The 22114-nt window shown below is 59.8% G+C and carries 22 protein-coding genes, 2 pseudogenes and 1 riboswitch; of the genes and pseudogenes, 18 read left to right on the top strand and 6 right to left on the bottom strand.

Annotated features, from left to right (window positions below):
- Window positions 1–27: 27 nt before the first annotated feature.
- The 3 genes from GF108_RS22570 to GF108_RS01640 all read right to left on the bottom strand — a co-directional run bounded on the left by GF108_RS22570 (window position 28) and on the right by GF108_RS01640 (window position 917).
- Window positions 28–162 carry a hypothetical protein gene (locus GF108_RS22570; protein WP_255453085.1) on the bottom strand — a complete coding sequence of 45 codons (135 nt, stop codon included), beginning with the start codon at window positions 160–162 and terminating at the stop codon, window positions 28–30.
- A 96-nt stretch (window positions 163–258) separates the two neighbouring features.
- A complete protein-coding gene (locus GF108_RS01645; protein ID WP_153666613.1) occupies window positions 259–624 on the bottom strand; it encodes a transcriptional regulator in 366 nt (121 codons plus the stop codon).
- A complete protein-coding gene (locus GF108_RS01640) occupies window positions 621–917 on the bottom strand; it encodes a DUF6516 family protein (RefSeq protein ID WP_153666612.1) in 297 nt (98 codons plus the stop codon). Before GF108_RS01640 ends, GF108_RS01645 begins: the two co-directional genes overlap by 4 nt.
- 275 nt (window positions 918–1192) lie before the next feature.
- Here GF108_RS01640 and GF108_RS01635 point away from each other — a divergent pair, with 275 nt between their 5' ends.
- From GF108_RS01635 to thiD, 11 genes and pseudogenes are all read left to right on the top strand, one after another.
- Window positions 1193–2248, top strand: a complete 1056-nt coding sequence (locus GF108_RS01635; protein ID WP_153666611.1) for a dipeptidase — start codon at window positions 1193–1195, stop codon at window positions 2246–2248.
- Between the two features lie 35 nt (window positions 2249–2283).
- Window positions 2284–3894, top strand: coding sequence for an ABC transporter substrate-binding protein (locus tag GF108_RS01630; RefSeq protein WP_172982550.1), 1611 nt, complete (start codon window positions 2284–2286; stop codon window positions 3892–3894).
- A gap of 22 nt (window positions 3895–3916) precedes the next feature.
- Entirely contained in the window at window positions 3917–4984 is a 1068-nt protein-coding gene (locus GF108_RS01625; RefSeq protein ID WP_153666610.1) for an ABC transporter permease, read from the top strand.
- Window positions 4981–5913 carry a nickel transporter permease gene (nikC, locus tag GF108_RS01620; protein WP_027230579.1) on the top strand — a complete coding sequence of 311 codons (933 nt, stop codon included), beginning with the start codon at window positions 4981–4983 and terminating at the stop codon, window positions 5911–5913. Before GF108_RS01625 ends, nikC begins: the two co-directional genes overlap by 4 nt.
- On the top strand, window positions 5910–6743 hold the full coding sequence (locus tag GF108_RS01615; RefSeq protein WP_153666609.1) for an ABC transporter ATP-binding protein: 834 nt from the start codon (window positions 5910–5912) through the stop codon (window positions 6741–6743). The genes nikC and GF108_RS01615 overlap by 4 nt, the downstream gene beginning before the upstream one ends.
- Complete coding sequence (locus tag GF108_RS01610) at window positions 6740–7501, top strand: ABC transporter ATP-binding protein (RefSeq protein WP_153666608.1); 762 nt, start codon at window positions 6740–6742, stop codon at window positions 7499–7501. Before GF108_RS01615 ends, GF108_RS01610 begins: the two co-directional genes overlap by 4 nt.
- 147 nt (window positions 7502–7648) lie before the next feature.
- Window positions 7649–8608, top strand: coding sequence for a TadE/TadG family type IV pilus assembly protein (locus GF108_RS01605; protein ID WP_172982549.1), 960 nt, complete (start codon window positions 7649–7651; stop codon window positions 8606–8608).
- A 48-nt stretch (window positions 8609–8656) separates the two neighbouring features.
- Window positions 8657–8759: riboswitch (TPP riboswitch) on the top strand.
- Between the two features lie 108 nt (window positions 8760–8867).
- Window positions 8868–9611 (top strand): ABC transporter permease, encoded by a 744-nt coding sequence (locus GF108_RS01600; protein ID WP_246663815.1) that lies wholly within the window; start codon window positions 8868–8870, stop codon window positions 9609–9611.
- A 34-nt stretch (window positions 9612–9645) separates the two neighbouring features.
- Window positions 9646–10608 (top strand): annotated as a pseudogene (locus GF108_RS01595) (ABC transporter substrate-binding protein).
- 14 nt (window positions 10609–10622) lie between these two features.
- Window positions 10623–11285 carry a thiamine phosphate synthase gene (thiE, locus tag GF108_RS01590; RefSeq protein ID WP_153666606.1) on the top strand — a complete coding sequence of 221 codons (663 nt, stop codon included), beginning with the start codon at window positions 10623–10625 and terminating at the stop codon, window positions 11283–11285.
- Window positions 11282–12076 carry a bifunctional hydroxymethylpyrimidine kinase/phosphomethylpyrimidine kinase gene (gene thiD, locus GF108_RS01585; protein ID WP_153666605.1) on the top strand — a complete coding sequence of 265 codons (795 nt, stop codon included), beginning with the start codon at window positions 11282–11284 and terminating at the stop codon, window positions 12074–12076. Before thiE ends, thiD begins: the two co-directional genes overlap by 4 nt.
- A gap of 202 nt (window positions 12077–12278) precedes the next feature.
- Here the strand turns inward: thiD and GF108_RS22300 are convergent.
- Window positions 12279–12599, bottom strand: a pseudogene (locus GF108_RS22300) (transglycosylase SLT domain-containing protein); the annotation flags it as partial.
- Between the two features lie 397 nt (window positions 12600–12996).
- On the opposite strand from GF108_RS22300, the gene GF108_RS01575 reads away from it, so the two are divergent.
- The 6 genes from GF108_RS01575 to GF108_RS01550 all read left to right on the top strand — a co-directional run bounded on the left by GF108_RS01575 (window position 12997) and on the right by GF108_RS01550 (window position 18864).
- On the top strand, window positions 12997–13749 hold the full coding sequence (locus GF108_RS01575; protein ID WP_153666603.1) for a FadR/GntR family transcriptional regulator: 753 nt from the start codon (window positions 12997–12999) through the stop codon (window positions 13747–13749).
- 23 nt (window positions 13750–13772) lie between these two features.
- Window positions 13773–14750: a sialic acid TRAP transporter substrate-binding protein SiaP gene (locus tag GF108_RS01570; protein ID WP_153666602.1), complete on the top strand. Its 978-nt coding sequence runs from the start codon at window positions 13773–13775 to the stop codon at window positions 14748–14750.
- A gap of 68 nt (window positions 14751–14818) precedes the next feature.
- Window positions 14819–15391: a TRAP transporter small permease gene (locus GF108_RS01565; RefSeq protein ID WP_153666601.1), complete on the top strand. Its 573-nt coding sequence runs from the start codon at window positions 14819–14821 to the stop codon at window positions 15389–15391.
- A gap of 3 nt (window positions 15392–15394) precedes the next feature.
- Window positions 15395–16801, top strand: a complete 1407-nt coding sequence (locus tag GF108_RS01560; protein ID WP_153666600.1) for a TRAP transporter large permease — start codon at window positions 15395–15397, stop codon at window positions 16799–16801.
- Entirely contained in the window at window positions 16798–17844 is a 1047-nt protein-coding gene (locus GF108_RS01555; RefSeq protein WP_153666599.1) for an L-idonate 5-dehydrogenase, read from the top strand. Before GF108_RS01560 ends, GF108_RS01555 begins: the two co-directional genes overlap by 4 nt.
- Window positions 17845–18036: 192 nt before the next feature.
- Window positions 18037–18864: a D-alanyl-D-alanine carboxypeptidase family protein gene (locus tag GF108_RS01550; protein ID WP_051614826.1), complete on the top strand. Its 828-nt coding sequence runs from the start codon at window positions 18037–18039 to the stop codon at window positions 18862–18864.
- Between the two features lie 111 nt (window positions 18865–18975).
- Here the strand turns inward: GF108_RS01550 and GF108_RS01545 are convergent, their stop codons facing one another.
- Together GF108_RS01545 and GF108_RS01540 are read right to left on the bottom strand one after the other, a co-directional pair.
- A complete protein-coding gene (locus GF108_RS01545; RefSeq protein WP_153666598.1) occupies window positions 18976–19800 on the bottom strand; it encodes an aldo/keto reductase in 825 nt (274 codons plus the stop codon).
- Between the two features lie 15 nt (window positions 19801–19815).
- On the bottom strand, window positions 19816–21000 hold the full coding sequence (locus GF108_RS01540; RefSeq protein WP_153666597.1) for an MFS transporter: 1185 nt from the start codon (window positions 20998–21000) through the stop codon (window positions 19816–19818).
- A gap of 162 nt (window positions 21001–21162) precedes the next feature.
- Here GF108_RS01540 and GF108_RS01535 point away from each other — a divergent pair, with 162 nt between their 5' ends.
- Window positions 21163–22101 carry a LysR family transcriptional regulator gene (locus GF108_RS01535; protein ID WP_153667289.1) on the top strand — a complete coding sequence of 313 codons (939 nt, stop codon included), beginning with the start codon at window positions 21163–21165 and terminating at the stop codon, window positions 22099–22101.
- Window positions 22102–22114 lie beyond the last annotated feature (13 nt).

Here is a 22114-nt window from a genome sequence, read left to right as displayed (position 1 = left end):
CTCCACTATAAGTGCAGGTGGATGATATCATATCGAGCGGGATGATAGCAAACGGCCGCCGTGCTCCGCCGCAAGGAAAAGGCCGAAGCGGACGCCGGGCCGATGGCTCTCCTCGAAGCCGTTTTCGCGGTCCGGCGCAAGGGCCTCTCGACCGCGGCTCATGGGCGATGATGTCGAGCCGCGGCGTGAGTTTATTCAGGACAATGCGCTGAGTGTGGCGAACCTCGACGTTTAAGCGCTAATCCCTGGAAACGGACCCTAGGCGACGGCGCGCAAATCGAAGTCCGCATGGATCACATCAAAAGGGACGCAAACCTTGGCGTCCTTTACTCGCTCGACAATTCCCCAATCGATGAGCATCGTTACATCCTCATGCACACGCTTCACATCGCGACCAAGTGATCGAGCAAGTCCGCGAATGCTGGATGGTCCGATTTTTTGCAGATGTTCGATGAGTCCCCAACGCTTGGGCGTGAGGATGGTGAACAGCTGAGCCGGCGAACTGAATGTAAACGTGGCAACAGGATCGGATTCTCCGCTCTCCCATGCTCTTATAAAACCCTGCGCCGCGTCGCGGAGGGTCTCATCCGTGCTGCTTCTTATCCGGATGGTCGCCATTTTCATTTTGACATTCTCCTGCGAATTTCCGCGTAGAAGTCTTCGATCAAGGCCTCTGGTGATGTGAATGCATACGCATACTCTTTGCCGTCCAAATGACAATGGTCGCCTTTGGCACGTTCGTTGGCAAAGCCGACGATCCGCATGCCGTCGCGACCCCAATAGAGTCGGTACTTATAGGTGTGACGACTGCCCGCGATCGGCGCCGGAACCTTCCAAAGGACTATTTCCATGATTGAACCATCGGAAAACACGCTTTTGGTTTTAAACAGAAGTTCCGAAGCGCCTCGTCTAATCATCTAAGAGGGACCGGTCGTTGTCAATCATGCCAACACTCAAGCGGTTTTGGAGCTCTCTAAATGTTGGACGGTAGCGTTAAGGACGGCGGGGCTCCACCGGCCGGACGTTGAATACTTTCTGGGGTGCAACTCACAGTCTTTATACTTTTGTACAACAACGCTATTGCCTGTTCGCTGGCGTCATGATTTTTTGTCACTCGGCGACGTCGGTTCGGGATGGCGGGATGCTTGCCCGACGAAAATGTCGCTGTTTGCCAACCTGATCGGGAATTGAAATGCAGCCTGTCTTCGATGGTCACAACGATGTGCTTTACCGGTTGTGGAAACATTCGAGAGACGGCGCCGATCCCGTGGAAGAATTCGTCAAGGGGACGACCTCCGGACACATCGACAAGATAAGGGCACAGAAGGGCGGGCTCGCCGGCGGACTCTGCGCCATCTATGTTCCCTCGGGCGATCTCGCCTTCAAGGCGCCCGATGCCAACGGGCATTATTCGACGCCCTTGGCCGCGCCGCTCGAGCGGGCTCCCTCATTGGATGTCGCGCTGGAAATGGCGTCCATCGCTTTGCGCCTGGAGCGTGGCGGCGGCTGGAAGCTCTGCCGCACGACGGCCGAAATCGAAGCGTGCATGCGCGACGGCACCTTTGCTGCGGTCCTGCACATGGAAGGCTGCGAGGCGATAGGCGCTGATCTGGCGGCGCTTGACGTTTTCTATGCGGCGGGGCTGCGCACGCTTGGTCCGGTCTGGAGCCGCAACAATATCTTTGCCCATGGCGTGCCCTTCGCTTATCCGATGTCGCCGGACACCGGCCCCGGCCTTACCGCCGAGGGCGAGGCGTTGGTCCGTGCCTGCAACGGGCTGGGCATTCTCATCGACCTTGCCCACATCACCGAAAAAGGCTTCTGGGATGTCGCGCGCATCAGCGATCAGCCGCTCGTTGCGAGCCATTCCAACGTGCATGCGCTGACCCCGGTCGCGCGCAATCTGACCGACAGGCAACTCGACGCTATTCGCGAGAGCAAGGGGCTGGTGGGCCTGAATTACGCGGTCGCCATGTTGCGGCCTGACGCGCGCGAAAATGCCGATACCCCACTTTCCGATATGATCCGCCACATCGATTACATGGTGAACCGCATGGGCATCGATTGCGTGGCGCTTGGCTCCGATTTTGACGGCGCCAAGATCCCCGGCGAGATCGGGGACGCGAGCGGCAACCAGAACCTCGTTGCTGCCCTGCGCGATGCCGGCTACGCAGGCGAGGATCTGGCCAAGATATGCCGAGACAACTGGCTGCGCGTGCTGCGTTCCGCCTGGCATGAAGAACAATAACAAGACGACATCGCTCTAGAACAGGGAACTGACCAATGCTGATGAACAAGATCGACTCCAAATTTCGCCTTCTGCTCGGGGGCGCTGCACTTTCCGCGATCCTGGTGTCCGGCGTGCCGGCATTTGCCGCAACGCCCGCCGATACGCTTGTCGAAGCCTTTGCCATCGACGACGTGATCACACTCGATCCGGCTGAAGCGTTCGAGCTCACCACCGGCGAAATCAATGGCAATACCTATGACAAGCTCGTTCGGCTCGACATCAACGACCCTTCGAAGATCGTCGCTGATATTGCCGCAAGCTGGACAGTATCCGATGATGGCCTGACCTATACGTTCAAGATCAAGCCGGATCTGAAATTTGCCTCGGGCAATCCGATCACCGCCGAAGATGTCGCCTGGTCGTTCGAGCGTGCAGTCAAGCTCGACAAGAGCCCGGCGTTTATCCTTACGCAGTTTGGCCTGAAGCCAGACAATATCACGGAAAAAGCCAAGGCAACCGACCCGTCGACCTTCGTGTTCACGGTCGATCAGGCCTATGCACCGAGCTTCGTCCTCAACTGTCTGACGGCCACGGTCGCTTCGGTGGTGGACAAGAAGCTCGTCTCCGAACATGTCGTCAACGACGATTTCGGCTATGCCTGGTTGAAGACCGCATACGCTGGTTCCGGCCCGATGAAGATTCGCGACTGGCGCGCCAATGAAATCATCGTCCTCGAGCGCAATGACAATTATTACGGTACCAAGGCGCCCCTGAACCGCGTCATTTATCGTCACGTCAAGGAGAGCGCCGCGCAGCGCCTGCTGCTCGAAAAGGGTGATATCGACGTTGCTCGCAACCTCGAGCCGAACGATCTCGAACAGGTCGTCAAGAACGGCGAGATCACCACGACGAGCGCCCCGAAGGGCACGATCTATTACTTCAGCCTTAACCAGAAGAACCCGAACCTCGCCAAGCCGGAAGTGCTCGAAGCCCTGAAATATCTCGTCGATTACGATGCAATCGGCGAAAAGCTGATCAAGGGGATCGGTGAGATTCACCAGACCTTCCTGCCCAAGGGCATTCTCGGCGAACTCGACGAAAACCCCTACAAGCTCGACGTCGCCAAGGCCAAGGGGCTTCTGGAAAAGGCCGGGTTGAAGGATGGTTTCTCCTTCACGATGGATGTACGCAACAACCAGCCGGTGACGGGCATCGCCGAGTCCATTCAGCAGACCATGGCGCAGGCCGGCGTAAAGATGGAGATCATACCTGGTGACGGTAAGCAGACGCTTACAAAGTATCGCGCTCGTACCCACGACTCTTATATCGGTCAGTGGGGCGTCGATTACTGGGATCCGAATTCGAACGCCGACACCTTCACCAACAACCCGAACAATTCGGATGAAGGCACCAACAAGACCCTCGCATGGCGCAATGCCTGGGATGTGCCGGATCTGACCAAGGAGACCAAAGCTGCCCTGCTCGAACGCGACAATGCCAAGCGCGCCGCCATGTACCAGGATCTGCAGAAGAAGGTGCTGGCGACCAGCCCGTTCGTCCTGATCTTCCAGCAGACGGAAGTCTCGGCCCTGCGCTCGAACCTCAAAGGCTTCAAGCTCGGACCGTCGTTCGATACCAACTACGTCTTCAACGTATCAAAGTGATCGGGCCCCAAGGGCTGATGCAATGAGCAGTACCGACACACAAATGGAGTCCAGGCGTTCCGGCGCCTGGGCTGGTAATTTTCTCTGGGCAGTCGGACGTTTCCTGCTGATCGGAGTCATCACGTTTTTGGGCCTCCTTGCGGTCACGTTCTTCATCGGGCGGGTAATACCGATCGACCCGGCGCTGGCAATCGTCGGCGACCGTGCGCCCGCCCATGTGGTGGAACGGGTGCGGGAGGAGCTCGGGTTGAACCTGCCGCTCTATGAGCAGTTCTTTCTCTACATAAAGGGCATATTGCAGGGCAATTTCGGCAATTCTGTCCTGACGACCAACCCCGTCATGACCGATATCAGGCGGGTTTTTCCGGCAACGATGGAACTTGCAACAATGGGCACGCTCATCGGTGCTTGTATCGGTGTTCCGCTCGGCGTACTCGCCGCCGTCAAGCGTGGTAGCCTGATTGACCAGTTCGTCCGCATCATTGGCCTGATCGGCTATTCCGTACCGATCTTCTGGCTCGGCCTTCTCGCATTGCTGGTTTTCTATGCCAAGCTTGGCTGGACCTCGGGTCCCGGCCGCATCGACGTGGTTTATGAATATACCTTCACGCCCATTACCGGCTTCTATCTGCTCGATGCGGTCATCCAGGGCAATTGGGAAGCGTTCCGCAACATCTTCAGTTTCATCATCCTGCCGGCATCCTTGCTCGGCTATTTTTCGCTAGCCTATATCAGCCGCATGACCCGCAGCTTCATGCTGAATGAACTCGAGCAGGAATACATTGTTGCCGCACGCGCAAAAGGCCTTTCCGAAACGCGCATCATCTGGGGCCACGCCCTGCGCAATGCCGCCGTTCCGCTCGTCACCGTCATTGCGCTTTCTTATGCCGGCCTGCTCGAAGGCTCTGTCCTCACCGAGACCGTTTTCTCATGGCCGGGGCTCGGCATGTATATCACCAACTCGCTGCAGAACGCCGACATGAATGCGGTGCTCGGCGGAACCATCGTCATCGGCACGGTCTTCGTTGCCATCAATCTTCTGTCCGATCTGCTTTATCGGGCCCTCGACCCACGGACGCGCGCACGATGACAGAGGCAATCAACACGTCGCGGCCCCTTACGCGCCGCGAATGGCTGATGAGCGACCGCCCGCAATCGCGGACGCAGGCGCGACTTGGCCGCGCCTATCTCGTCTGGAGCCGTTTCGCCAGCAACCGCCTTGCGGTTGTCGGGCTCGCCATCATCATCGCCCTGCTGCTGGTTGCTGCCTTCGCGCCGCTGCTGGCGCCGCATTCTCCCGTTGCCGGCGATCTGCGCAACGCCCGCCTGCTGCCACCCGGCGGTGACTATCTGCTTGGTACCGACGATCAGGGCCGCGATATCCTCTCAAGGCTCATCTATGGCTCGCGCCTGACGCTTTATGTAGTAATCCTCGTCGCGATCATAGCGGCGCCAATCGGGCTGCTCGTCGGTACGATCGCCGGTTACGCCGGCGGTTGGGTCGATGCCGTGTTGATGCGCATCACCGATATTTTCCTTGCCTTCCCCAAGCTCATCCTCGCCCTGGCGTTCGTCGCTGCCCTCGGGCCGGGCATTGAGAATGCCGTTATCGCCATAGCGATAACCTCGTGGCCGCCCTATGCGCGCATTGCCCGCGCCGAGACGCTGACGGTGCGCAACTCCGATTACATCGCCGCCGTCCGGCTGATGGGCGCATCGCCGACGCGCATCGTGCTCCGGCACATCATGCCGCTCTGCCTGTCGTCGCTTATCGTCCGTGTGACGCTCGACATGGCAGGTATCATCCTGACCGCTGCTGGCCTCGGCTTTCTTGGGCTTGGCGCACAGCCGCCCTTGCCCGAATGGGGTGCCATGATCGCATCGGGAAGGCGTTTCATCATGGACCAATGGTGGGTCGCCGCCATGCCGGGCTTTGCCATCCTCATCGTCAGCCTTGGTTTCAATCTTCTTGGCGACGGGCTGCGCGACGCGCTTGATCCGCGAGGCAACAACCAATGAGCACGATGCTGACGGTTGACGACCTCCGCGTCACGTTTCCGACCCGCACGGGTGCCGTCGACGCGGTGCGTGGCGTGTCCTTCACGCTTGGGCGCGAACGCCTCGGCATTGTCGGTGAATCGGGCTCCGGCAAGTCGCAGACCGGCCGCGCCATCATGGGCCTCACTCCTCCGCATGCAACCATCACCGCAAAGACCCTGAACTTCGACGGCATCGAGCTGCTGGAGACGTCCGTCAAGGAACGGCGGGCGCTGCGCGGCAATCGCATCTCCATGATCCTGCAGGATCCGAAATATTCGCTCAATCCGGTCATGAGCATTGGCAGGCAAATCGTCGAAACGCTCCGGACCCACGAGAGGGTCAGCAAGCGCGAGGCGCGCCGACGCGCGCTCGATATGCTGGCCGCCGTCCAGATACGTGATCCCGAGCGCGTCTACGATCTTCATCCGCACGAAGTATCGGGCGGCATGGGGCAACGCGCGATGATCGCCATGATGCTGATCACCGGACCGGAACTGCTGATTGCGGACGAGCCGACCTCCGCGCTCGATGTTACGGTCCAGCTCGACGTGCTGGGCATTCTCGACAATCTGGTCCGCGACAGGGGCATGGGCCTCATTTTCATCTCGCACGATCTGCGGCTGGTTTCTTCGTTCTGCGACAGGGTCATCGTCATGTATGCCGGCCGCATCGTCGAAGAAATTGCCGCGACGGATCTGCGCAATGCCAAGCACCCCTATACGCAGGGACTGCTGAACTGCATGCCCGAAATAGGTGCTGACCGGCATCCACTGCCGACGCTCGACCGCAAACCGGAGTGGGCAGCATGACGCCGGCGCTGAAGATCGACAATCTCGAAGTGACGTTCAATCGCTTTCGCGCGCTACGCGGCGTCAGCCTCGAGGTGGTGCCCGGCGAGTCCTTCGGTCTCGTCGGCGAATCCGGTTCGGGCAAATCGACGCTGCTGCGCGCCGTGGCGGGTCTGGCACCCGTGACCGCGGGGACGATCGAGGTCAATGGCAATTTGCTCGGCGCATCGCGCACAAAGGCCTTTTACCGCGAAGTGCAAATGGTGTTCCAGGATCCTTACGGTTCGCTGCATCCGCGCCAGACCGTGGACCGATTGCTCCTTGAGCCGCTCGCCGTGCATGGGTTCGGCGATATCGAGCGGCGCATCTTGCGGGCGCTTGACGAGGTCGGGCTCGGTTCCAGTTTTCGCTTCCGCTACTCGCACCAGCTGTCAGGCGGCCAGCGCCAGCGTGTCGCCATCGCCCGCGCCCTGATTCTCGAACCATCGATCCTGTTGCTGGACGAGCCAACCTCTGCGCTCGACGCATCGGTGCAGGCGGAGGTGCTGAATCTTCTCGAACAGATCCGCCGCGACCGCAAGCTGACATTCGTCATGGTCAGCCATGATCTCGCAGTCGTAACGCACATGTGCGATCGGCTCATGGTAATGCAACATGGCGCTGAGGTCGAACGGCTCACCGCGTCGGAACTTGCCCGGCGCCATGTAACGCAGGACTACACGCGCAACCTCCTTGTTGCGAGCCAGGGTTTTGTCCGCCCTGTCGTTCAAAACGCCTAATGCAGCTTCATCGAACATTTACCATTTGCAGACGCATTTCTTCACCGACGCCCGTTCCAGGGCAGATCGTGAAAATCTGAACGAATTTCATAAGCCGTCATTTACGCCGGACAACTGATGGTTGCGCTCATCGACTGGAGTGGGGCCATGAACTATCTACGTCAATTCATAAAAGACCGCCGCGGCGCAACCGCGATCACATTCGGTTTGCTGCTTGTGCCGCTCCTGGGGTTTGCAGGGCTTGCCGTGGATTACAGCCGCGCCAGCAATGACCGTTCGCGGCTGCAGAATGCGGCCGACGCCGCGGCGCTTGCGGCAGCCTCGGTTTTCACCGGATCCAACAAAGCGGCCGCCGAGGCGAGGGCACGCGCCTTCCTCCAGGCAAATCTCGGCCTGCGCGCTGAAGACATCAATTTGAACTTCAGCACGGAAAATCAAAAGGTTTCCATCACGCTTGGCGGCCAGACCAGCACCCTGTTCATGCATGTTCTCAACAAGGACAACATGCCGATCAACGTCAATGCCACGGCGCTGGCGCCGTTGAAGCCGACGACGGCCAAGATCACGATCGACAAGGTTACGGGCTACTGGTTCAAGAAAGTTTCGATCATCGTCGTGCGCAATGGCAAGGACGTTGTCGTCGGCACCATCAAGTACACCGCGACCGACCATAACCTCTACAACGGTAACGGCGGCGGTAAAACAGACCCGGATATCAATGTTCCGATCACATTCGATCTCGGTGACTACACCAAGCTGTACCTCAAGATGGAAATCAAAAATGACGGTTGCGATGTCGGCTACAAGGACAAGAACGCCGGAAAATCGCGATACGTCGACTGCATTGCCACAAATGAGTCGGGCTATTCGAAATACAATTCCACGCTGAAAACCGACGATCCGAACACGGTCAACCATTTGTTCGTCGATGGCGTCCAACTGCCGGTGGGATCCAAGCCGCCGCTCGACGACCTGATGAATTGTGACAACACGCCCCACAGCCATGCGTGGGAAGACGGCGGCGGCTGGGCCAACCAGGACTTCTACTACAAGATCACGGCCGCCTGTAAATCGGTCGACGGCGAGAATGTCCGCCTGACCCACTAGGACCTGACGCGGCGCGATTGACTTTGATCTCGCGCCGCTCCATCATCGCTTCATTCCGAGGGGGGCACTGTACAGTGCTGAGATAGCGTCGAGCTGGACCCTTGAACCTGATCCGGGTCATGCCGGCGTAGGAACGGGAATTGAGCATAGTTCGCGCCTTTTCAGCTTCACCTTCGCGCATGACCGGATCTCCAAAAGCAATGGAGTCCAGAGCGTGCCATACATCCTGACATTTGAACTGCGGCGGTAGCTGCCAACCATGCGCCTTGTTTTCCGCATGGTCGCGGCGCTTGCCGCCGTCGCTGCTTGCTGGCAGGTGGCCGTCTGGCTGTTCCAGCCCCCGCGCTTCATTCTGCCCGGGCCAACTGCGGTGGTGTCGGCGCTGGTCGAACAGCGGCAATATCTTGGCGTCAACGCATCGATCACGCTCATCGAGATCTTGCTTGGACTGGCCTTCGGCGCGCTCGCCGGCATTGTCATCGCGCTGCTTGTCGCCGCCATTCCCGCCTTTCGCCATGTCGTCTGGCCGCTTCTCCTTGTCTTGCAGGCACTTCCGGTGTTTGCCATCGCGCCGCTGCTTGTCCTATGGTTCGGCTTTGGACTTGCCTCCAAGGTGGTGATGGCAAGCCTCATCATCTTCTTTCCCGTCGCATCTGCCTTCGCTGATGGCCTGCAGCGCACCAACCGCGACCTGCTGGATGCGGCTTCGCTCACGCAGGCGACGCCGCTCGCGACCTTGCTTCTCGTTCGGGTTCCGAGTGCCTTGCCCTCGCTCGGATCGGGCCTGCGCGTCGCCGCCGTCTTTGCCCCGATCGGCGCCGTGATTGGCGAATGGGTCGGCTCGTCGCGCGGGCTCGGCTTTGTCATGCTGCAAGCCAATGCCCGCATGCAGACCGAAACCATGTTCGCGGCACTGATGATCCTCGCCGCCCTCACCGTGATCCTGCGCTTTCTCGTCGACGCCCTGACCCGCCGCCTTACCCCTTGGGCGCCAGAAACATGACCATCTCCCTCATCGATGCAACAAAGGACGACTGATGTTCCGCACACGCTTATCGATCCTCGCCATATGCCTTGCACTCTGCGCCGCAACCGCGCCTGCCAGTGCCGCCGACAAGTTGACGGTTCTGCTCGAATGGTTCGTCAATCCCGACCACGCCCCTCTTGTCATCGCGCGCGAGAAGGGATTCTTTGCCGATGCCGGCCTTGATGTGAATCTGATGCCGCCAGCAGACCCGGCCGCACCGCCACGACTCGTTGCGGCAAAGCAGGCCGACGTCGCCATTCACTACCAGCCCAATCTCTATCTCGACCATGACGCCGGCCTGCCGCTGGTGCGCTTCGGGACGCTGGTGGAAACGCCACTCAACACGGTGATGACGCTGGCGGATGGTCCCATCAAAAGCCTCAAGGATTTGAAGGGCAAGAAAGTCGGCTTCTCGGTCTCCGGGTTCGAGGATGCGATGCTCGGCGCCATGCTCAAGTCCGAAGGCCATGTCCATCAAGGATGTAGAACTGATCAACGTCAATTTCGCCCTTTCGGCCTCGCTGATCGCCGGGCAGGTCGATGCGACGGTCGGAGCCTACCGCAACTTCGAACTGACCCAGATGGCCAGGAGGGTCATGGCGGCCGCGCCTTCTTCCCCGAGGAGCACGGCGTACCGGTCTATGACGAACTCATCTTCGTCACGCACCGGGATCTCGTCACCGACAATCGCCTGCCGCGCTTTCTCGGCGCTGTCGAAAAGGGGGCGATCTATCTGACCAATCACCCGGACGAGAGCTGGCAGATTTTCATCAAGGCCTATCCGGATCTCGACAATCCGCTGAACAGGCAGGCGTGGACGGACACGCTGCCACGCTTCGCCAAACGGCCGGCGGCTCTCGATCGCGGCCGCTACGAACGCCTCGGTGTCTTCCTGCACGAAGCAGGGCTGATCAAATCGATCCCCGCCGTCGGCGACCTCGCCGTCGAACTCTCCCAACCTCCGTCGCTCTAATGAAAGAGAAGATCATGTCAACAGTAGATTTCCGGCTGAATGCCATTGTCGATGTCGACGCCATCGGCGGCGAGCAAGACCTCGGTGCTCTGGCGCTTGCTGCGGCGCGTGGCGGCGCGACGATCATCCAGTATCGCGACAAGAATTCGCCAACCCGAAAGATGGTGGAACGTGCGCATACGATCCGGGCAGCGCTGCTTGGCAGCGGCGTTCCTTTCGTCGTCAACGACCGGATCGACGTGGCGCTTGCCACGGGCGCCGACGGGGTCCATGTCGGGCGCGAGGACATGCTGGTCGCCGACGTCCGTCGTCTGCTCGGCCCGGATGCGATCATCGGTTTGACGGTCAAGAACGAGGCCGATGCCGAAGCCGCCATCGCTGGCGATATCGATTATGCCTGCATCGGCGGGCTGTTCGAAACGCCGGCCAAGCACAATCCCGATGGTCCCATCGGCTTTGACGGCTATCAACGTCTGGCGCAGATCATTCGGGCGAAGAAGCCCGACATGCCGATCGGCGCTATTGCCGGCCTCGATCTCGCGCGCACCGCACCGGCCATCGAAGCCGGGGCCGATGGCATAGCGGTCATTTCGGCGATCTTCCGGCAGGTCGACCCGAAGGCTGCTGCGCAAATATTGCGCGAGGCCGTGGACAAGGCGCTCGAGGTACGGCGATGACGGCGATCGCATTGACCATCGCCGGTTCCGATAGCGGCGGCGGCGCAGGTATCCAGGCGGATCTGAAGACCTTTTCGGCACTTGGCGTCTACGGCGCGAGCGTCATCACGGCCATCACCGCCCAAAACACGAAGGGCGTGACTGCAATCGAAAATCTCTCGCCTTCGATGATAAGCGCCCAGATCGATGCCGTTCTGTCAGACATTGACGTGGCCGCGATCAAGATCGGCATGGTCTCCGCCGTAGCAGCGATCGAGAGCATCGCCAACGGCCTGCGTGGCTGGGACCGGGCGCTCGTCGTCGACCCGGTCATGGTCGCGACGTCCGGTGATCGGCTACTCGAGCCCGGAGCCATTGATGCGTTGCGGCAGGTGCTGTTCCCAAGGGCAACCCTCGCTACACCTAACCTTGCGGAAGCGGCCCTGCTGACCGGGCGGCCCGTCGCAGGCGATGCGGCTGAAATGGCGCGCCAGGCCGAGCTTCTGCTGGCTTTCGGTCCGTCAGCAGTCTTGATCAAGGGCGGCCATGGCAGCGGACCGGAGAGCAGCGATCTTCTGTGCGACGGAAAAACGCATGAATGGTTTTCGAGCCCCCGCATCGCCACGAATAACGACCATGGAACCGGCTGCACGCTTGCCTCGGCCATCACGGCTGAACTGGCCAAGGGCGAGATTCTGGCCGATGCCGTGGCACACGCCAAGGATTACGTGACGTCAGCGATGCTCGCGGGCAGTGAACTCAAAGTGGGGCGGGGGCGCGGACCCGTGCACCATTTCCACCGGTGGTGGTAGGCACGATCGTTGAGGCCAGCAAATCCTGCCGCTCGAAGGGCAGCGGGATCACCGCCGGAAACACCACCTTGCTGTCGGCGTAGGCAAGTTCCGTCGGCGTCATGAGGGCGCTCGTCGCCTGCGCGGCGGGGGCCGTGCTTGCTTCCGATGACGTCGCAACAAGAGCGGTCTGCACGGGCTCTGCCGAAGGTTCGAGCACGTCGAGCATGCCCTTCTGCTTGGCCTGATAGTAATACCCGCGTGAATAGAGGCGGACTGCCTGGTCCGGATTGCTGTCCGCCACCTTATAGGCGCCCGCGAGATACTTCACCCCGTATTTGAGGTTGGTCTCCGCATCGAGCAGATCCTTGGCGTTGCCGTCATGGCCGAGGCCGCGTGCAGTCGCTGGAAGCAATTGCATAAGCCCCCAATAGGGCCCGTTGCGTGCCTGGGGATTGAAACGGCTTTCACGCTTCACGACACGGCGGACCAGGGATTCCGGCACAGCATAGGCGACCGAGTATTTTGTGATCAGGCCATCGACGGATTTGTCGGATGTCTTGGCTAAAGGCCGGGAGTCAGTTGCCGCCACGCGTGGCGCAGCCTCGGGAACCGGGATCGACGCCGCGGTCGGAAGCTTCGGATCGGTTGTCGAGCAAGCACCCAGAACCAAGGCAAGGCTCAGGGCGGCGAAGGCGCGCGGCAATCGTTTTTGAGGCAGCATTGGTCACCGGTCGAAGAAGTCTGAGTATCGAGATTTCTCTTAGCTTGTTCGCGTGCGCCGACGGCAATCACTTTCCGATACAATGTGTAACAATTGCCTGAGATAGAGGGACGCGTTGTGCCGGGTTGACTCCAACATATATATCAATGTATCAGTTAATGATTGGTAAGGCCAGTTTACCAGTCATGCGCGGAGAGGAGCCGTGCAGGGAGGTCCGATGTTCGCAGCGATCCAGCCGCGCCGCCTGTATCAGCAGGTCGCGGAACAGATCCGTGATTTGATCGAATGCGGTTCGTTCGCCGTTGGCGAACGATTGCCTGGCGAACGCGAACTTGCCGAGGAACTTGGTGTTTCCCGTCCCACGATCCGCGAAGCTCTCATTGCGCTGGAAGTCGAAGGACTGATCCATATACGCATGGGTTCAGGCGTTTACGTCACCAATCAACGGAAAGAAAAGCCTGTGCTCGCCCCCTCGGACGACCTCGAAGGTCCGTTCGAACTGCTGCGTGCCCGTTCACTCATCGAATGTGCAATTGTCGAGGAAGCTGCCAAGGTGGTGACGCCGGTACAGGTCGAAGCCATGGATGCCGTGCTGACCAGGATGGCGAGAACCTTCAATAATCCGCATGCTTCAATTGCGCTCGACCGGACGTTTCACACCACCATCGCCGGCATCATAGAGAATGCCGTGCTCGAGCGGTTCGTCGGACAGCTCTTCGATCAGCGCATGACGCCGTTTTTCGAGCGGCTTGCGAGCTACTTCGAGAGTGCGGTTTCCTGGCGTGAGGCATTTGCCGAACACCGGGCAATTCGAGATGCGATCGCTTCGGGCGATCCTGCTCGCGCCAAGGCGGCGATGCAGTTCCATCTGCAGCAATCACAATCGAGATTTTCCAGGAGCTTCGAGGAGGAACTCGAAAGCGAGAAAGGTCATCCGCCGAAAGGCTCGACACGAAACACCACGATCTGATTTCAATCTGGGAGGAGAAGGACATGAAGATCAAGCTTATGGCCATTATGGGAGCGGTGGCCGCGCTCGCACTTTCGGCTGCGGCGGCACAGGCCCAGACCGCTCTGAAATGGGCGCACGTCTATGAAACTTCGGAGCCGTTCCACACGGAATCCGTCTGGGCCGCCGAAGAAATCAACAAGCGCACCAATGGGCGGTACAAGATCGATGTCTTTCCGGCCTCACAGCTCGGCAAGGAAGCAGATATCAACCAGGGCCTGAAGCTCGGCACCGTCGATATCATCATTTCGGGATCGAGCTTCGCAGCGCGCGATTTCAAGCCGATCGGCGTGACCTATTTCCCCTATATTTTCCGCGGTCCCGAGCATTTGATCGCATATACGAAAAGTGACGTCTTCAAGCGTCTCGCCGCTGGCTATGAGGAAAAGACCGGCAACCACATCGCCGCCGTTAGCTATTACGGCACCCGCCAGACCACGTCCAACAAGCCTATCAGCAAGTGTTCGGACATGGAGGGCCTGAAGATCCGCGTGCCGGACGTTCCTGCCTATCTCGCCATGCCGCGCGCCTGCGGCGCCAACACGACGCCGATCGCCTTCGCCGAAGTCTATCTCGCCCTGCAGAACGGCACGGTCGAGGCCCAGGAAAATCCGCTGACAACGATCGAAGCCAAGAAGTTCTACGAAGTGCAGAAGAATATCGTTTTGACCGGCCATATCGTGGACCATCTCAATACGGTCGTCTCAAAGCAGCTCTGGTCAAGCCTGTCCGACGAGGACAAGAAGATCTTCGGCGACGTCATGCAGGAAGCGGCGGAGCGTACGACCAAGAATATCGAGGAGAAGGAAAAGGCGCTCGTTGCGACATTCAAGGAAAAGGGCATCAACGTGACCGAGGTCGACAAGGCCGACTTCGAAAAGACGGTGATGGAGAAGGTGAAGTTTGAGGACTTCGGCTACGAGAAGTCCGACTGGGAGGCCATTCGCGCCATCAAGGAATAATCCGCGGGAGCCGGGCGGCAGGTCCGCCCGGCATTCCATCACTTGGATGCGAAGACCGGAGAATGCCAATGGCAAAGGAAGTCCACACACAGGTTACGGCCGAGGAGATCGCCCATTCCTTCGAGGATGCGGCGCCGGTGGCCGACGTTTCGGATTATGCGATCGAAGACTGGCTGACGCTCGCCGTATTCTGGCTCATGACAGGCTGCGTGTTTCTGCAGTTCTTCACCCGCTACGTCCTTAACAACAGCTACGCCTGGACCGAGGAGATAGCCACCAATTGTCTCATCGCGGTCGTCTTCCTCGGCTCCGTCATGTGCGTGCGCCTGTCCCGCCACATCCAGGTCGACGTACTCTATCACTATCTCCCGGCTTCCGTTGCCCGGGCCCTGTCGACGTTCGTCGACATCGTCCGCATCGGCTTCTTTGCCTATGCCGTGTGGCTCATGTGGCGTTACACGCAGATCGTTGCCGAAGAGCGCATGGTCACGGTCGACCTGCCGCGCAATATCGTCTTTTACGCCGTATTCGTCGCATTCGTATTGATGCTCTTCCGCTCGGTTCAGGTTTTCATCGCCAATATGCGCCGCGGCTATTCGGTGCTCGAGCGGCCCGAAGAATTTCACAAGGTAGAGGATTGATCCATGTTGTTGCTCGTCGGAACATTTCTTTTCCTTATGCTCGTCGGCGTGCCGGTGGCGATCTCCATGGCGGTCGCGTCGGTGCTTTATCTCGTCTTCTTTGGCGTTGCGCCGGACATCATCGTTGCGCAGCGCATGATTGCCGGTGTCGAGAGCTTCCCCTTGCTCGCCGTGCCGTTTTTCATCCTCGCAGGCAATTTGATGAACTCGGCAGGCGTCACCGGACGCATCTACTCTTTTGCGGTCGCCCTTGTCGGCTGGATGAAGGGAGGCCTGGCGCAGGTCAACATCATCGGCTCGGTCATCTTCTCAGGCATGTCCGGTACGGCTCTTGCCGATGCTGCGGGCATTGGCACCATCGAGATCAAGGCGATGAAGGATCATGGTTATCCGATTGAAGCGGCCGTCGGCGTGACCGCCGCCTCTGCGACCCTTGGCCCGATCTTTCCGCCGTCGCTGCCCTTCGTCATCTACGGCATGATGGCCAATGTGTCGATCGGCGCGCTGTTCATGGCCGGCATCCTGCCCGGCGTCGTCATGACAGTGCTGATGATGCTCACGGTCGCCATCTTCGCCTATGTCAAGCGCTGGGGCTCTGACGCGCCCTTCGAAATCAAGCAGCTTCTCGAAGCTTCGCTTGAGATCGTCGTCGTCTTCAGCGTACCGCTTGTCATCTACCTTTTGACCTTGACCGGGCTATCGGTCAACGCCTCCGTCGGCATCGCTCTCGTGCTGCTTCTTGCGGCCGACTGGTATTTCGACTTCTCGGCGGTCATGGCCCTGATGACCCCGGTCATCCTGATCGGCGGCATGACCATGGGCTGGTTCACGCCCACTGAGGCGGCTGTTGCCGCGGTGCTCTGGTCGCTGTTCCTCGGGCTTGTCCGCTATCGCACCATGACCCTGTCGAGCCTTGCCAAGGCCAGCTTCGACACCATCGAGACAACGGCATCGGTGCTCTTCATCGTTACGGCGGCGTCGGTATTCGCGTGGCTGTTGACCGTGAGCCAGGCAGCGCAGCTCCTGTCAACGGCGATCCTCTCCATCACGGAAAACAAATGGGTGTTCCTCATCCTCGTCAACCTGTTGATGCTCTTCGTCGGCTGTTTCCTCGATACGATCGCAGCGATCACGATCCTTGTACCGATCCTTTTGCCGCTCGTTCTCAAATTCGGCATCGACCCCGTGCATTTCGGCCTGATCATGACGCTCAACCTGATGATCGGACTTCTGCATCCGCCGCTCGGCATGGTATTGTTTGTCCTGTCGCGGGTCGCAAAACTATCCGTGGAACGCACCACCATGGCGATTCTGCCCTGGCTCGTTCCGCTCTTTATCGCCCTGATCGCCATAACCTTCATCCCGGCGATTACGCTTTGGCTGCCAACACAATTGGGTCTGATCAGATGAGTATGAAAGGCATAGCTGCAACACTCTTCGGCGCGGAGGATCTCCGCGTCGTCGATATCGATCTTGGCGAGCTCGCACCGAACATGGTCCGGGTCAAGTTCGGCGCCGGCGGTATCTGCGGTTCGGACATGCACTATTACCGACACGCGCGGACCGGCGATTTCATCGTTACTTCGCCCCTCGTCCTTGGCCATGAGATCGCCGGCGAAGTGATTGCCGTTGGCAGCGGCGTCACTTCGGTGGCTGTCGGCGATCACGTTGCAGTCAACCCGTCGCGCTGGTGCGAAAAATGCGTCTACTGCCATGAGGGGCGACCAAATCTGTGCGAGAATATCTATTTCATGGGCTCGGCTTCGAAGACCCCGCACATGCAGGGTGGATTTGCCAGCGTCTTCGATGCGACGGCGGCACAATGCGTCAAGGTGCCAGCCGATTTGCCGTTTGAGGCCGCCGCCCTCGCGGAGCCGCTCGCCGTGTGCCTGCACGCGGTGCGGCGCGCGGGCCACGTCAAGGGTTTCTCGACCATCGTCTTCGGAGCCGGGCCGATCGGACTTCTGACAATGCTCGCCTTGAAACATGCCGAGGCGGGGTCGGTGACGATGGTCGACGTGGCGGCAGCGCCGCTTAAATTTGCCGAAGAACTCGGCGCCGACCAGATCGTCGATCTGTCAAAGGGCGAAGAGCAGCTGGCGGCGCTGGCCAAGGCGACACCGTTCGATATCGCCTTGGAAATCTCCGGGACCGCGGCAGGGCTGGCCTCGGCGATCCGCACCGTGCGGCGCGGCGGAACCGTGGTCCAGGTAGGCAATCTTGCAGGCGGTACCATCCCGGTGCCGGCCAACGCGGTCATGGCCAAGGAACTTGATCTCGTCGGCACCTTCCGCTTCGGCGAAGAGTTCTTCGAGGCGGTCGAACTCATCGTCGAGGGCAAGATCGAGGTGCTGCGCCTGGTGACGGCTCAATATCCGCTCAGCGGTGCTCCGGAGGCGTTTCTGACCGCGCTCGACCGCTCGCGCAGCGTGAAGGTCGTTTTGACCGCGTAGGCGGCAGCGGCGATTTGTGCCCATTACGGCGCTTGGCGAAGCCGATGAAATCGGTTACCAAGCGCCGGTAACGCCGATTTATTAACGATCCCGCGATAGAATTCTGCTTCTGTCGCGAGTGGAACGATCCGGAAGACAAACGTGGGGCGAGTTCTTAGGGCTTTGTATTCGTTTTCGAAATCCGTGGCTTTGATGGGTGTGATCCTCGGCGTCGCAAGTGGTTGCACCACGGCAGCGACGCTTGATCCGACGCCGTCCGCAGTAGCGGTCCTGCCGCTGAATTCCGAGAAATATGCTTCTGTCGTCGTCGATGGCAGTACCGGGGTCGTGCTTTATTCGGCCAACGCCGATCTGCCGCGCATTCCGGCATCATTGACCAAGATGATGACGCTCTACCTCACATTCGAAGCCCTCCAGTCCGGCCGCATTACGAAGTCGACGCTTATTCCGATGTCGGCTCATGCCGCTTCGCAGGCGCCCAGCAAGCTCGGCGTCCGCCCGGGTCAGGCCATCGATGTCGATACGGCGATCAAGGCGATCGTGGTAAAATCGGCCAACGACGTCGCGGTCGCGCTTGCCGAATATCTCGGTGGCAGCGAAGAGCAGTTTGCGGCGCTGATGACCGAGAAGGCGCGCCGCCTCGGCATGAAGGGCACCAACTTCCACAACGCATCCGGCCTGCCTGATCCGCAGCAGATCACCACGGCGCGCGACATGGCCCTGCTCGGCCTTGCCTTGCGACGGCACTATCCGGGCCAGTACTATTACTTTGCCGTACATGAATTCGCCTTCAACGGCAAACTGATCCGCGGGCACAACCGCGTCCTCGATCAGGTCAACGGCGCCGATGGCATCAAGACCGGCTATGTGCGGGCCTCCGGCTTCAACATCGTCACCTCGGTCAGCGACAATGGGCGTCAACTGGTTGCCGTCGTGATGGGCGGCGATACGGCGCGAAGCCGCGACGCCCAGGTCGTGAACCTCGTGAACCAATACCTTCCCCAGGTGGCATCACGATAATCGAGAGGTCAGCCGCTTCAAACGCGGCGGGATGGTCGCGAAAACTGGCGGTCCCTAAGGCCCGCCATTGGTTTTATTCAGAGCATGAATGGGCGCAAAATGCGCGCCCGATCAATCCCATTTCGGCGCGAGATGGCCGGGATTGACGATCCGTCCGTTCGGACGGGCCAGGGCATGCAACACTTGCATCTCCTCGTTTGAAAGCTCGAAGTCGAAGATGTCGAAATTGGCCTTTGCCCGGTCCGCACTCACCGTTTTCGACAGCGCGACCACGCCTTGCTGCTGCACCAGCCAACGCAGCACCACCTGTGCCGCGCTCTTGTCGTGGGCAGCCGCGATCGCCTTAATTGCCGGGTCATCGATGACCTTGCCGTCCGCCATGGCATAATAGGCGGTGATGCTCATGCCGGCCTTGCGCGCCGCGTCGAGCACGGCGCTCTGGTCGAGATAGGGATGGTATTCGACCTGGTTGGTCACGATCGGCGCCTTACTGAGCTTGACCGCTTCAGCCATCAGCGCCGTGTTGAAATTGCTGACGCCGATATGGCGAACCTTGCCAGCATCGCGCACTTCGTTGAGCGCGCCGATACGCTCGGCAAGCGGCACATCGCTTTGCGGCCAGTGCAGGAGAAGAAGATCGACATAGTCGGTCTTCAGCTTCTTGAGGCTCTCGTCCACCGACCTGACGAAGGCGTCGTGACGATACTTGTCCACCCACACCTTGGTGGTAAGGAACACATCGCCGCGAGCGACGTCCGAATTGGCAATGGCTTCGCCAACTTCCGCCTCGTTGCCGTAGATCTGTGCGGTATCGACGTGGCGGTAGCCGAGCTTCAATGCGGCCGGCACCATGCGCAGCACATCGCTGCCCGGCATGCGGAAGGTGCCGAAGCCGATTGCGGGGATTTCTGCGCCATTGGCATTAACGTTGAACATGGTTTTTCCTTTGACTTAACAGGTGGCCAGTACTGCGGCCGAAGCACGCCGGTCGAGCATCTGACTCCAGAGCGTCAGGCCGAGCGCTCCGACGACGAGAATTGCACCAACCCATGGCGTTGCGCCAAGGCCGAGCGGGGAGGCGACGATGATGCCGCCAAGGAATGCGCCGCCGGCTATGCCGAGGTTGAAGGCGGCAATATTGAGCGCCGAGGCGACATCGACTGTATCGGGCGTGCGTACCTTTGCAAGCTGTACTACGTAGAGTTGCAGCCCCGGAACATTGGAGAAGGAGAGCGCGCCAAGGGCGGCGAGCGTCACCAGCGACCAGACCGGCGATACGGCCGTGATGGTGAAAAGGGCAAGCACGGCAGCCTGCAGGCCGAACATGACCACCAGCGCGCCGACCGGATTGCCATCAGCAATACGCCCGCCCACCATGTTGCCGACCGCGATCGCGAGGCCATAGAGCACGAGAATGAGGCTGACAGTGGATTCGCCGAAGCCCGTGATCTGCTGCAGCACCGCAGCGAGAAATGTGAACATGACGAAGGTGCCGCCATAGCCGAGCGCGGTCATGCCGAAGGCGAGCAACAGACGGCCGTTCGCAAGGACACGCACCTGGTCGATCAGGCGGGCAGGGGCCGCCTTGGCGATCTGCGAAGGCAAGAGGATGGCGATGGCCGCAAAAGCGATGACTCCGAGGCCAGATACGGCCCAGAATGTGGCGCGCCAGCCAAGCTGCTGGCCGATGAAGGTACCGAGCGGGACGCCGGTGACGATCGCGACTGTAAGGCCGAGAAACATCATGGCGATGGCGGAAGCGCGACGGTTGGGGGCAACGAGATCGGCGGCAATGGTCGCTCCTACGGAGAAGAAAACCCCGTGGGCAAAAGCGCTGAGCACGCGCGCGACGAGAAGCAGCTCATAGCTTGGCGCAAGGGCCGCGGCCGTGTTGCCGATGATGAAGAGCACCATCAGCCCGAGCAACAGCGGCTTGCGCTCGATGCGGCCGGTAAGAGCGGTGAGGATCGGCGCGCCAAAGGTCACGCCGAGCGCGTAGACGCTGACAATGAGGCCCGCGAGCGGCAGGGAGATGTTGAGATCATTGGCGACCGTGGGAAGCAGGCCAACGATGACGAACTCCGTCGTCCCGATGGCATAGGCGCTGATCGTCAACGCCAGAAGAGCAAGAGGCATTGTGCTGTCCTTTTCAAAACGGCGATCTTGGGAACCTGCCGCAAATTGAGTATGTCGAACCTTTAGTTCGTTGCGGTGAATATGGCTTGCGGCGATTACCTTGATAATCGGGGTGCAACGCGCAATACTTATGACGTGAGTTCACAGATGGTGCGTTTCGAGATGGATAACCGGGCTGGGGAAATGGACGTCTTCGTTCAAGCCGTGGAGCTCAACAGCTTCTCTGCGGCGGGACGACGCCTTGGTCTGTCACCGTCTGCCGTCAGCAAGATGATCAGCCGCATCGAGGAGAGGCTTGGCACACGGCTTCTCGTCCGCTCAACCCGCACCTTGCAACTGACGCCTGAAGGCGAGGTCTATCATCAGCGTGCCATGCGCATCGTCGCCGAGATCGAGGAGGCGGAGCGGGCGGTCGCCCATGGTGCATCCGCCAAGCCGCGCGGACTGCTGCGCGTTAATTCCTCTGTGCCTGTTGGCGTCACCTGCGTTTTGCCGCTCGTACCGAAGTTTCTCGAGCAATATCCCGATGTCAGGCTGGATGTTTCGCTGAGCGACGGCGTTGTCGACCTTATCGAGGAGCGAGCAGACATAGCGATCCGCGTCGGCCCCATGCGCAATTCGGCATTGAAGGCGCGCAAACTCTTCGAAAGCCGCGTCGTGGTCATCGCATCGCCGGATTATCTCGACAGGCATGGCATACCGGAGCGTCCAAGTGACCTGCAGCACCATAATTGCCTGAATTTCAACTTTCGCCGCACCTTGAACGAGTGGCCTTTCCGTAACCCGCACTCAAAGGAAACAGAACTTCTGGCCGTTTCTGGTAATTTCATCTCCAATAACGGTGAAACCGCCCAGCAGATGTGTGTCGCCGGACTTGGAATTGCGCGGCTCGGCCTGTTTCATGTGATCAATGACCTTCGTGCAGGCCGTCTGAAAGTGCTTCTCGAGGCATATAATCCCGGCGACCTTGAACTCATCCATGCGGTCTTCGTCGGCCATGAATATCTGGCGGCAAGAGTCCGCAGTTTCGTCGATTTTCTGGTAGAGAATATTGGACCGTGCGATGAACTCTCAGTTCCTGAAGCAGCGAAAGCTGGCTGATCGAGGTCATGCC

The sequence above is a fragment of the Phyllobacterium sp. SYP-B3895 genome (genome assembly GCF_009647635.1).
Lineage (GTDB): Bacteria > Pseudomonadota > Alphaproteobacteria > Rhizobiales > Rhizobiaceae > Phyllobacterium > Phyllobacterium pellucidum.
This window is presented reverse-complemented; position numbering and strand designations above follow the sequence as displayed.